Annotated in this window: 11 protein-coding genes; 7 read left to right on the forward strand and 4 right to left on the reverse strand. The window is 65.4% G+C overall.

Annotated features, from left to right (window positions below):
- Window positions 1-34 precede the first annotated feature (34 nt).
- The gene (locus PV773_RS17225; RefSeq protein WP_347967536.1) at window positions 35-784 is read right to left on the reverse strand and encodes a FadR/GntR family transcriptional regulator; all 750 of its coding nucleotides are present in this window, start codon (window positions 782-784) and stop codon (window positions 35-37) included.
- A gap of 208 nt (window positions 785-992) precedes the next feature.
- On the opposite strand from PV773_RS17225, the gene PV773_RS17230 reads away from it, so the two are divergent.
- The 7 genes from PV773_RS17230 (at window position 993) to PV773_RS17260 (ending at window position 8,860) form a co-directional block, all read left to right on the forward strand.
- A complete protein-coding gene (locus tag PV773_RS17230; protein ID WP_347967537.1) occupies window positions 993-1,985 on the forward strand; it encodes an arabinose ABC transporter substrate-binding protein in 993 nt (330 codons plus the stop codon).
- 69 nt (window positions 1,986-2,054) lie between these two features.
- A complete protein-coding gene (gene araG, locus PV773_RS17235; protein ID WP_347967538.1) occupies window positions 2,055-3,566 on the forward strand; it encodes an L-arabinose ABC transporter ATP-binding protein AraG in 1,512 nt (503 codons plus the stop codon).
- 11 nt (window positions 3,567-3,577) lie between these two features.
- A complete protein-coding gene (gene araH, locus PV773_RS17240) occupies window positions 3,578-4,528 on the forward strand; it encodes an L-arabinose ABC transporter permease AraH (protein WP_347967539.1) in 951 nt (316 codons plus the stop codon).
- Between the two features lies 1 nt (window position 4,529).
- On the forward strand, window positions 4,530-5,408 hold the full coding sequence (locus tag PV773_RS17245) for an aldose 1-epimerase (RefSeq protein WP_347967540.1): 879 nt from the start codon (window positions 4,530-4,532) through the stop codon (window positions 5,406-5,408).
- On the forward strand, window positions 5,405-6,184 hold the full coding sequence (locus tag PV773_RS17250) for an SDR family oxidoreductase (protein WP_347967541.1): 780 nt from the start codon (window positions 5,405-5,407) through the stop codon (window positions 6,182-6,184). Before PV773_RS17245 ends, PV773_RS17250 begins: the two co-directional genes overlap by 4 nt.
- Before the next feature lie 31 nt (window positions 6,185-6,215).
- A complete protein-coding gene (gene araD / locus PV773_RS17255; protein ID WP_347967542.1) occupies window positions 6,216-7,931 on the forward strand; it encodes an L-arabinonate dehydratase in 1,716 nt (571 codons plus the stop codon).
- Between the two features lie 8 nt (window positions 7,932-7,939).
- On the forward strand, window positions 7,940-8,860 hold the full coding sequence (locus PV773_RS17260; RefSeq protein ID WP_347967543.1) for a dihydrodipicolinate synthase family protein: 921 nt from the start codon (window positions 7,940-7,942) through the stop codon (window positions 8,858-8,860).
- Window positions 8,861-8,880: 20 nt separating this feature from the next.
- Here PV773_RS17260 and PV773_RS17265 read toward each other — a convergent pair whose 3' ends face one another.
- The 3 genes from PV773_RS17265 to PV773_RS17275 form a co-directional block, all read right to left on the reverse strand.
- Window positions 8,881-9,567, reverse strand: a complete 687-nt coding sequence (locus PV773_RS17265) for an ABC transporter permease (protein WP_347967544.1) — start codon at window positions 9,565-9,567, stop codon at window positions 8,881-8,883.
- 4 nt (window positions 9,568-9,571) lie between these two features.
- Window positions 9,572-10,279 carry an ABC transporter permease subunit gene (locus tag PV773_RS17270; RefSeq protein ID WP_347967545.1) on the reverse strand — a complete coding sequence of 236 codons (708 nt, stop codon included), beginning with the start codon at window positions 10,277-10,279 and terminating at the stop codon, window positions 9,572-9,574.
- A 110-nt stretch (window positions 10,280-10,389) separates the two neighbouring features.
- Complete coding sequence (locus tag PV773_RS17275; RefSeq protein WP_347967546.1) at window positions 10,390-11,187, reverse strand: transporter substrate-binding domain-containing protein; 798 nt, start codon at window positions 11,185-11,187, stop codon at window positions 10,390-10,392.
- Window positions 11,188-11,228 lie beyond the last annotated feature (41 nt).

The raw sequence follows: 11,228 nt of genomic DNA on the forward strand, positions 1-11,228 counted from the left end.
ATGTCGGCACTACTCCGGAGGGGCTTGTGCCCGTTCAGTCTTGCTTGTGCTGGTTCTTGGCGCGGGCGAGATCGCGGGCAGCGAGATCGAGGATCTCGTTGGCGGCCTTGCGCGCCGCCGCGCCGTCGCGCATGCGCAGCGCCTCGACCACGCCGAAATGCACCTTCACCGCTTCGTCGCGGCGGTCGACGGAATTGGCGGTCGCTTCGAGCGCGAAGTTGAGAGCGGTCTCGATCAGGCCGCCGATCTGGCGGAAGATCGGGTTGTGGCAGGCGCCGTAGAGCACCTGGTGGAAGACAGCGTCGGAGCGGGCGAAGCGACCGACGTCGCTGCCGGCGGCCTCCATGCCTTTCCAGGCGGCTTCGAGGTCGGCGATCTCCTGCAGCGAGGCGCGGCTCGCGGCGAGTTCGGCGACCAGCGGCTCGATGGCGCGGCGCGTCTCGAGGATAGAGTCGAACAGTGCCGGATCGATGCTGTTCGGTGCGTGCCACTCGAGCACCTGCGGGTCGATGATGTTCCAGTTGTCGCGCTCGCAGACGACTGTGCCGATTCGCGGGCGGCTGAGCACCAGGCCCTTGGCGGCCAGCGTCTTCAGCGCTTCGCGGATGACGGTGCGGCTGACGCCATGCTCGGCGCAGAGATCGTTTTCGCTGGGGAGCGTCGAGCCGACAGGGTAGCTGCCGGACAGGATTTCGGAGGCGATCGCCCGGACCACGTCGGGCAGGACGCGCGGTCGGCGCGACTTTGGCGCTGGAACTGCAATTTCGGCCGTAGCATTGGCCATCGTCTATTCCTCCCCCGGCATTCTATTCTCGTTCTTATGTGCGCGCCGCATGCCGGACAATGCTGGTTGCGGCCTTATTTCCGCAGCCCGCGCATCACCACGAAACGGAGCCTAGCTCATTTATCATACCAGCGCAATTGACTGGTATGATAAAAGCGGATAGCGTTGGTCATCCGGGCCGAGCCCCGGCATGTTCTGGGAGGAAATCATGCGATTGTTGAAGACGGCGCTCGTCGCGGGCGCCCTTGCCGTCCTATCTGCCACCACCATCGTTTCTGCATATGCGCAGGAGACCAAGATCGGCTTCATCGTGAAGCAGCCCGAGGAGCCGTGGTTCCAGGACGAGTGGAAGTTCGCCGATCAGGCGGCCAAGGAAAAGGGCTTCACGCTGGTCAAGATCGGCGCCGAGGACGGCGAGAAGCTGATGTCGGCAATCGACAATCTCGGTGCCCAGGGCGCACAGGGGTTCATCGTCTGCACGCCCGACGTGAAGCTCGGACCGGGCATCGTCGCCAAGGCCGCCGCCAACAATCTCAAGCTGATGACCGTCGATGACCGCCTGGTCGGCGCCGATGGCAAGCCGCTTGAAGACGTGCCGCACATGGGCATCTCCGCCACCAAGATCGGCGAGGCTGTCGGCCAGGCCATCGTCGACGAGATGAAGGCGCGCGGCTGGAAGCCCGAAGAGGTCGGCGCGATCCGCGTTTCCTACGACCAGCTGCCGACCGCCGTCGACCGCGTCGAGGGTGCGATCTCCGTGCTCAAGGCGAACGGCTTCAAGGCTGAGAATATCTTCGATGCGCCGCAGGCCAAGACCGATACGGAAGCCGCACTGAACGCCGCGACCGTGGTGCTGAACAAGCATGCCGACATCAAGAAGTGGGTCGCCTTCGGCCTCAACGACGAGGCGGTCCTGGGCGCCGTGCGCGCCTCGGAAAGCGTCGGCATTGCGGCTGACGGCATGATCGGTGTCGGCATTGGCGGCGCGGATTCGGCAATCAACGAGTTCAAGAAGCCGTCGGCCACCGGGTTCATCGGTTCGGTGATTATCTCGCCGAAGCGCCATGGCTACGAAACCGCGCTCAACATGTATGAGTGGATCGCCAACAACAAGGAGCCGGAAAAGCTGATCCTGACCGCCGGTGCCCTTGCCAAGCGCGACGACTACCAGAAGGTCCGCCAGGAACTCGGCATCGAGTAAGCTGCAACATTGAACGGTGTCCGGCGGCGGAGCCTTGGTCCCGCCGCCGGATATTCAGGAGGACCGTCGATGTCATATCTGGAATTTTCCCGCATCTCGAAATCCTATCCGGGCGTCCAGGCGCTGTCGGACGTTTCCTTCACCGTCGAGAAGGGGGCCGTGCATGGCCTGATGGGCGAGAACGGCGCCGGCAAGTCGACCATGATCCGTGTGCTGTCGGGAGACCAGCATGCCGACTATGGCGACATCGTCATCGACGGCCAGGTCCAGAAATACGCCTCGACGCGCGACGCCTTCCATGCCGGCGTCATCGTCATCCATCAGGAACTGCAGCTCGTTCCGGAGCTGACAGTCGCCGAAAATCTCAGGCTCGGGCGTTTCCCGGCCAATGCCGGCGTGATCCAGTCGCGCCAGATGTTTGCGGAGGTCGGCGAAAAGCTGAAGTCGGCCGGCATCGACATCGACCCGCGCCGCAAGGTGAAGACGCTGTCCATCGGCGAACGCCAGATGGTCGAGGTCGCCAAGGCGATCATGCTCGACGCCCGCGTCATCGCGCTTGACGAGCCGACCTCGTCGCTGTCGTCGCGCGAAAGCGAAATCCTGTTTGCCCTGATCGAGCGCCTGCGCGCCGAGGGCAAGGTCATACTCTACATTTCCCACCGGCTCGACGAGGTGTTCCGCCTCTGCGACAGCCTGACGGTGCTGCGCGACGGCAAGCTGGCCGCCCACCATCCGAGCCTCGAAAACGTCACCCGCGAACAGGTGGTCGCCGAAATGGTCGGCCGCGAGATCGCCAATGTCTGGGGCTGGCGGCCGCGCGCCATCGGCGACGTCAGGCTCAAGGTCGACGGCATTTCGGGCGACAAGCTCGGCCAGCCCGCGAGCTTCGAGGTTCGCGCCGGCGAGATCCTCGGCTTCTTCGGGCTGATCGGCGCCGGTCGCTCCGAGCTGATGCGGCTGGTCTATGCCGCCGATCCGCGCTCGGGTGGCGCGATCGCCATGGACGGCAAGGCGATCCATCCCGCCGACCCGCATCAGGCCATCCGTGCCGGCATCGTGCTGTGCTCGGAAGACCGCAAGCATGACGGCATCATCCAGGGGCGCTCGCTGGAGGAGAACATCAACATCTCCTCGCGGCGCCACCACACGCGCTTCGGCATCCTCAACCCGCGCAAGGAGGTGGAGGTCGCCGAGACCTTCATCAGGAAGCTCAAGGTCAGGACGCCGTCGCGCAAGCAGGACATCGTCAACCTGTCCGGCGGCAACCAGCAGAAGGTGATCCTCGGGCGCTGGCTGTCGGAAGAGGGCGTGCGCGTGCTGATCGTCGACGAGCCGACGCGCGGCATCGACGTAGGCGCCAAGTCGGAAATCTACGACATCCTATACCAGCTCGCAGAGCAGGGCATGGCGATCGTCGTCGTGTCGAGCGAGCTGCCCGAGGTGATGGGCATCTGCGACCGCATCCTGGTCATGTGCGGCGGGCGCATCTCGGCGCATCTCGACCGTGAACAATTCAGCGAGCGTGCGATCCTGGCGGCAGCGCTCCCCGACAAGAAGACGCCAGCCGCAATCGCATCTTAAGGGAACGGAGCATGACGAGATCTTTCAAGAACGTACTGCTCGGCGACCAGGGCCTGGTCGTGATCTTCGTGCTGGCCTTCGCGCTGGTGTCGATCTTCGTCCCGAACTTCCTGACCGAGCGCAACATGCTGGGCCTTTTGCAGTCGGTCGTCACAGTCGGCATCGTCGCCTGCACCATGATGTTCTGCCTGGCGGCGCGCGACTTCGACCTGTCGGTCGGCTCCATCGTCGCCTTTGCCGGCATGGTGGCGGTCATGGCCTCCAATGCCACCGGGTCGATCATGGTCGGCATCCTGGCGGCGCTGCTCTGCGGCGCAGTGGTCGGACTGGTCAATGGCGTAGTCATCGCCAAGTTCCGTATCAACGCGCTGATCACCACGCTTGCCACCATGCAGATCGTGCGCGGCCTGGCGCTGATCTCGTCCGACGGGCGCGCGGTCGGCATCAACGACCCGAATTTCTATCAGCTGGCGCTGTCGAAGCTGTTCGGCGTGCCGACCCCGATCTGGGTGCTCCTGGTACTGTTCGCCGTGTTCGGCTTCGTGCTCAACCGCACCGTCTTCGGCAAGAACACACTCGCCATCGGCGGCAATCCGGAGGCGTCGCGGCTCGCCGGCGTCAATGTCGACCGCACCCGCATCTGGATCTTCACGCTGCAGGGCGTGGTCTGTGCCATCGCCGGCATATTGCTCGCCTCGCGCATCACCTCGGGCCAGCCGAATGCGGCCATCGGGCTCGAGCTGTCGGTCATCTCGGCCTGCGTGCTCGGCGGCGTGTCGCTGGCCGGCGGCCGCGCGGCGATTGCCGGCGTCATCGTCGGCGTGATGATCATGGGCATCGCCGAAAACGTCATGAACCTTTTGAACATCCCGGCTTTCTACCAGTACATCGTCCGCGGCGTGATCCTGCTCTTGGCCGTGCTGCTCGACAATCTGAGGTCCAGTGCGCTCGGACGCCGGTGAGATGCCAGCGTTTGTCAGGCTCGAAAACGACCGCCTGTCGTTGCGTGTCAGCCCACGGGGTGGGGCTGTCGTCGACGGCTCCACCCGTGACGGCCGACCGTTCCTTCGGTCCTTCGGGGACGGCGGCTTCGACGTGCTGCGCTCGGCCTGCTTCCCGCTGGTTCCTGTCGGCAATCGAGTCGAAGGCAACGGCTTCGAGCTTGGCGACGGGCACTATCGCTTCATGCCCAACACGGCCGAACCCTACTACATTCACGGCGACGGCTGGCTGGCCGACTGGACGGTGAAGGAATCGTCGGCCTTGGGCGTGAAACTCGCCTTCGAGCAGGCGCTGCCGGAAAAGTCGCCGCACGTCTATCGAGCGGTGCAGATCATCACGCTTGATGGCGCGACGGTGCGGCTGGAGCTCAAGGTGACGAACCGGGGTCGCGGGACGATGCCCTTCGGCATCGGGTTCCACCCCTATTTTCCGCGCACTGATGGCACCAGGCTGATGGCCTCGGCCGAAGGCTGGTGGACCGAGCGCGACGGTCTCCTGCCCGGCCTGCGCACGCCGATCCCTGAGAGCGCGGACTTCTCGACACTGCGCGAGCTGCCCCGGCGCAGGCTGAACAATTGCTTCGAAGGCTGGAGCGGGCGGGCGCGCATCGTCTGGCCCGAGACTCGGCTTGCCGCCGACATCGAGGCCGATCCGGTGTTCTCGCGCTACATGCTCTACGCGCCGGAGGACGACAGGGGCTTCTTCTGTCTCGGACCGATGTCGCACACGCCCAATGCGCTGGCGGTCTCGGGGCCTGACGCCCTCCATCTTCTTGCGCCTGGTGACACGCTGTCAGGCGCGTTTTCGATCACCGTTTCCGATTGCGAGGAATTCCAATGAGCGACCGTCTTGCCGGCAAGCGCATCTTTCTCACCGGCGCCGCCCAGGGCATCGGGCTGGCTATCGCCGAGCAGTGCCTGAAGGAAGGCGCGAAGCTGTTCGTCGTCGACCGCGACGGGGCGCTGCTGCGCGAGACGGTGAAAAAGCTCGGTGCGGGCGAGGGCATGCTCGGCCATGCCGAAGCCGATATCTCCGACGCCGCTGCAATAGCCGCCGCCATGGCCCAGGCCGCCAAGGAGATCGGGCCGGTCAATGCGCTGATCAACAATGCCGGCATCAACGTCTTCAGCCTGCCGCTCGAGACCACCGACGAGGAATGGCAACGCTGCTTCGACGTCAACCTCAAGGGCGCGTGGAACTGCTGCAAGGCGGCGCTGCCGGGCATGATCGCGGCCGGCGGCGGGGCGATCCTCAACATCGCCTCGACGCATTCCTTCACCATCATCCCGCACACATTCCCCTATCCCCTGGCCAAGCACGCGCTGCTCGGCCTGACCAAGTCCCTGGCGCTGGAATATGTCGGGGCCGGCGTCCGGGTGAACGCGCTGGCGCCCGGCTATGTCGAGACGCAGAAGAACATCGACTACTGGAACAGCTTTCCCGATCCGGTGAAGGCCAAGGCCGAGACACTGGCGCTGCACCCGGGCAAGCGCATCGCCACCACGACCGAGATCGCCAAGGCAGCCGTGTTCATGATCTCGGACGAGTGTCCGTTCATGAACGCCGCAACGCTGGTCGTCGACGGTGGCCTCAGCGTGCTGCAGCACGCGGTCTGAACCCGCCCTGACTCTGACAGAGGTACAGCACGTGACACGGAAACTGCGCTCCCAGGCCTGGTTCGGCGGCTTCGGCAAGGATGCCTTCATCCACCGCAGCTGGATGAAGAACAACGGCCTGCCCGACGATGCCTTCGACGGACGCCCGGTCATCGGCATCTGCAACACCTTCTCCGAACTCACGCCCTGCAACGCCCATTTCCGCGGGCTGGTCGAGCATGTGAAGGCGGGTGTGCTCGAAGCCGGCGGCCTGCCGCTGGAGTTCCCGGTCTTCTCGTGCGGCGAATCCAACCTGCGGCCGACCGCGATGCTGTTCCGCAACCTCGCCTCGATGGATGTCGAGGAGGCGATCCGCGGCAACCCGATGGACGGCGTCGTGCTGATGGCCGGCTGCGACAAGACCACGCCGTCGCTGGTGATGGGGGCTGCTTCCTGCGACGTGCCGGCGATCGTCGTCTCGGGCGGGCCGATGCTCAACGGCCGCTTCCGAGGCAACGCTATCGGTTCGGGCACTGATGTCTGGAAATTCTCCGAGGACGTGCGCGCCGGTTTGATGAGCGAACAGGAGTTCGCCGCCGCCGAAAGCGCGATGTCGCGATCGCCGGGCCATTGCATGACCATGGGCACGGCCTCGACCATGGCCTCGATGGTGGAGTCGCTCGGCCTCGCCCTGCCGGGCAACGCCGCCTATCCGGCTGTCGATGCCCACCGTGCCCGGCTCGCGCGGCTGTCTGGCCGGCGCATCGTCGAGATGGTCAGGGAAGACCTGCGGCTGTCCCGGATCCTTACCCGCAAGGCCTTCGCCAACGCCATCCGCGTCAACGGCGCCATCGGCGGTTCGACCAATGCGGTCGTGCATCTGCTGGCGATTGCCGGCCGCACCGACACCAAGCTGACCCTCGACGACTGGGACCGCTTCGGCCGCGACGTGCCGACCATCCTGAACCTGATGCCGTCGGGAAAATTCCTGATGGAGGAGTTCTGCTATGCCGGCGGCCTGCCTGCCGTGATGAAGCAGATCGCCGATCTGCTCGATCTCGACGCGCTGACGGTGACCGGCAGGACGGTGGGCGACAACATCGCCGGAGCCGAGAACTTCAACGACGAGGTGATCCTGCCGCGCGACAAGGCGCTGACGGCGCAAGGCGGCATCGCCGTGCTGCGCGGCAATCTTGCGCCCGACGGGGCGATCCTGAAGCCGTCGGCCGCCTCGCCGGAGCTGATGCGCCATCGCGGCCGTGCCGTCGTGTTCGAGAGCATCGAGCACTACAAGGCGCGCGTCGACGATCCCGCGCTCGACATCGACGAGACCTGCGTGATGGTGCTCAAGAACTGCGGGCCCAAGGGCTATCCCGGCATGGCCGAGGTCGGCAACATGGCGCTGCCGCAGAAGCTGCTGGCCAAGGGCGTACGCGACATGGTGCGGATTTCGGATGCGCGCATGTCCGGCACCGCCTTTGGCACCGTGGTCCTGCACGCCGCACCCGAGGCCGCCGTCGGCGGGCCGCTGGCGCTGGTCGAGGACGGCGACATGATCGAGCTCGACGTCGAGGCCCGCCGGCTGAACCTCGAAGTCCCGGACGAGGAGCTGGCGCGGCGCCGGGTGCGCTGGAAGGCGCCGGCGCAGCCGATGCAGGGCGGCTACCAGAGCCTTTATGTCGAACGTGTTATGCAGGCCGACAAGGGCGCCGACCTCGACTTCCTGGTCGGTTGCCGCGGCCACGACGTGCCGCGCGAGAGCCACTGAGGTCCATCATGCCGCGTTTCCCCGCAGCCGACATGCACGGCATCCATGCCATCCTCTACGCGCTGTTCGACGAACACGAACGCCTCGACCGCGCAGCGATGCGGCGCCAGGTCGAAATCTGCCTCGCGGTCGGCGTACACGGCATGGCAGCCCTCGGGCTTGCCACAGAGGCTTCGAAGCTGAGCGAGGCCGAGCGCCGCACGGTCATGGACTGGATCGCGGAAGACACGGGCGGCCGGGTGCCGCTGGCGCTGACCATTTTCGGCGCGTCCGTCGCCGAGCAGGTGGCGCAGGTGCGTCATGCCGAGAGCGTCGGCGCCGACTGGCTGATCCTGCAGCCGCCCATGGTGGGGCAGTTCTCAGCAGCCGAATACATCCGCTTCTTCGGCCGCGTGGCCCAAGCCACCGACCTGCCGGTCGCGATCCAGAATGCGCCTGCCTTCATGGGGCGCGGGCTGAGCTCGCAGGAGATCGCCGACCTCGTGCGCCAGCATCCGAACATCCAGCTGATCAAGGGCGAGGGACCGGTGACCGACATTGTCGGCCTGGTCGAGGCGACCGGCGGCAAGCTGCCGATCTTCAACGGCCGCGGCGGGCTCGAACTGATCGACAACCTGCGCATCGGCTGCCCTGGCCTGATCCTGGCGCCCGACTGCATCGACCATGCGGTCGCCGTCTACGAGGCCTTCGCCGCCGGCGACGAAGAGGGGGCCATGGTGCACTACCGCACCATGCTGCCGGCCGTCGTTTCGACCATGCAGGGCATCGAGCACCTGATGTGCTACGGCAAGCGGCTGTTCGCGCTGCGCGCCGGGCTTACCGTCCATGATCGCGCGCCGGCTCTGCGCCCCAACGCGACCGGGCTCGCCATGGTCGAGCGCTTTGCCGCCGAGATGGGACCGCTCGAGCGGAGGACGGCCGGCCGCTGACCCGCCCAGGGTGCGCGGTGTCACCGCGCCTGGTGGCGTGTCAGATGCCTCTCCAGCAGGCGCACCAGAGTGATCAGGATGAGGTTGGTCGCCAGATACAGCGCACCCGCGATGGCGAACACCTCGAAGACCGCATAGGTCTGGCTCATCAGCCGCTTGGCGTAGCCGGTGATCTCGAGCACGGTGATGGTGGAAGCGAGGCTCGTACCCTTGACCGTCAGCACGAGCTCGTTGCCGTAGGCCGGCAGCGCCTGGCGGATGGCGAGCGGAAACTCGATGCGGCGGAAGCGCAGGAAGCGCGACATGCCGCAGGCCTGGGACGCCTCGACGAGGCCCGCCGGCACCGACATCAACCCCCCGCGCAGGATCTCTGACGTGTATGCGGCGGTGTTCAGCGCCAACGCCAGTACGGCGCAGCGAGCGCCGTCGCTGACCACCCACCACAGCGCGGCGTTGTCCTTGACGAAGGAGAGCTGCCCGAGCCCGTAGTAGAACAGGAATATCTGCACCAGCAGCGGCGTACCGCGAAAGACGGTACTGTAATACTTTGCGAAGCCGGCGATCGCCCGGTTTGGCGAGAGCCGCATGATGGCGAGCCCGAGGCCGAGGTTGAAGCCGATCAGGACGGACAGGAAGGTGAGTACCGCCGTGACCTTGAGGCCCTTGAGGAGCACGGGCAGCGCCTGCCCGATGAGTTCGAGATCCATCGGACTATTTCCTTGAACGGAGCCTGAGCAGGCGTTCGGCCCAGTCGATGCCGGCCTGGCTGACCAGCGCGATCACCAGATAGACCACCGCTGCGATGAGATAGAAGATGAACGGGTTCCGGGTCGTGTTGGAGCCGATGAATGCCGTCCGCATCAGCTCCTGCAGGCCGACCACCGATACCAGCGCGGTGTCCTTGATGGTGACCTGCCAGACATTGTTCATGCCGGGAACGGCGATGCGCAGCATCTGCGGGGCGATGATGCGGCGGAAGATGCGCAGGCTCGGGATGCCCAGCGCCCGGGCGGCCTCGATGTGGCCCTGCGGAATGGCGGCGAGCGCTCCGCGCACGACTTCGGTCGAATAGGCGCCCGATATCGCGCCGATGGCGATGACGGCGATGACGAAGGCATAGCCGCTTTCGGCCAGGCCGGCATAGCCGAAGGCCGTGGCCACCCGGGTGACGAATTCGACGGAGCTGAAGAAGAGCAGGTAGATGATGAGCAGTTCCGGCACGCCGCGGACCAGTGCGGTGTAGCCGTCGACGAGATAGTTCAGCGGGCGGACGCGACCCCACTTGATCATGCCGCAGATCGTGCCGACGACGAAACCGCCGATCATGCTGGCGACCGCAACCGCGATGGTGATCGCAGCGCCGCGCAAGATGGCGCCGATCCAGCCGCCTTCCCATACCTGCCAAAGACCGAATTCCATCGGACCCGCCTGATGTTTGATGATGGTCATACCCGGAAGGCAGCCGGGATGGCGCCTTCCGGGTTTTCATAGCGACAGGACAAAGCTGCTGCGCCGGTGGCCTCAGAGCGCTACTGGCAGGGACGAGAGATGTCCGTCTTGAACCATTTCTGGCTCGCCTTGCCGATGGAACCGTCAGCGACCAGTTCGCAGAGCGCCTTGTCGATGTCGGCCTTGAGCGCGGTGTTCTCCTGCGCAATGCCCACGCCGATGCCTTCGCCGAGCGACGGGTCGAAGGTGCTCTGGATCTTCACGTCGACGAACTGGAAGGTCTTGCCGTCCGGCTTGTCGAGGAAATCCTGCAGCGCCGAGGCGTCGGCGAAGGTGGTGTCGATGCGGCCGGTGGCGAGGTCGATCTGCATCTGGTCGAGCGTGTCGTAGGTCTTGAGATCGGCATTCGGCACGCGCTTTTCGAGGAAATGCGCATGCGTGGTGCCTGCCTGGACGCCGACCTTCTTGCCGTCGAGCGACTTGAGCAGCGTGTCGATGTCCTTGATGCCGGCGAGGTCGGAGTCCTTCGGCGCCACAAACATGTTGGCAAGCTCGGCATAGCCGACGGAGAAGTTGATCTCCTTCTTGCGGTCGGCGGTGATCGACATGCCCGAGATGATGATGTCGAAGCGCTTGGCCTTGAGCGCCGGGATCAGGCCGTCGAAGGCCTGGACGACGAAGTGGCACTTGGTGTTCAGCTTGGCACAGAGCAAGGCGCCGACGTCGGCGTCGAAGCCGGTGACGTTGCCGGCGGCATCGGCCATGCTCCAGGGCGGGTAGGCGCCTTCGGTGCCGATCGACAGCTCACCCTCGTTGGCGAATGCGTTGCCCATTCCTGCGGCGAAGCAGGCGAGCAGGGACAGGACCTTCAATTTCATCTTCAGTTCCCCATTGTTGGACATTTGTTGGGTTGCAGCGG

The sequence above is a fragment of the Mesorhizobium sp. CC13 genome, assembly GCF_039907765.1.
Taxonomy (GTDB): domain Bacteria; phylum Pseudomonadota; class Alphaproteobacteria; order Rhizobiales; family Rhizobiaceae; genus Aminobacter.

Coding starts and splice junctions, on each gene's coding strand:
- PV773_RS17225 (WP_347967536.1), bottom strand. CDS start 784: ATGGCCAATGCTACGGCCGAAATTGCAGTTCCAGCGCCAAAGTCGCGC.
- PV773_RS17230 (WP_347967537.1), top strand. CDS start 993: ATGCGATTGTTGAAGACGGCGCTCGTCGCGGGCGCCCTTGCCGTCCTA.
- araG (WP_347967538.1), top strand. CDS start 2,055: ATGTCATATCTGGAATTTTCCCGCATCTCGAAATCCTATCCGGGCGTC.
- araH (WP_347967539.1), top strand. CDS start 3,578: ATGACGAGATCTTTCAAGAACGTACTGCTCGGCGACCAGGGCCTGGTC.
- PV773_RS17245 (WP_347967540.1), top strand. CDS start 4,530: ATGCCAGCGTTTGTCAGGCTCGAAAACGACCGCCTGTCGTTGCGTGTC.
- PV773_RS17250 (WP_347967541.1), top strand. CDS start 5,405: ATGAGCGACCGTCTTGCCGGCAAGCGCATCTTTCTCACCGGCGCCGCC.
- PV773_RS17260 (WP_347967543.1), top strand. CDS start 7,940: ATGCCGCGTTTCCCCGCAGCCGACATGCACGGCATCCATGCCATCCTC.
- PV773_RS17265 (WP_347967544.1), bottom strand. CDS start 9,567: ATGGATCTCGAACTCATCGGGCAGGCGCTGCCCGTGCTCCTCAAGGGC.
- PV773_RS17270 (WP_347967545.1), bottom strand. CDS start 10,279: ATGGAATTCGGTCTTTGGCAGGTATGGGAAGGCGGCTGGATCGGCGCC.
- PV773_RS17275 (WP_347967546.1), bottom strand. CDS start 11,187: ATGAAATTGAAGGTCCTGTCCCTGCTCGCCTGCTTCGCCGCAGGAATG.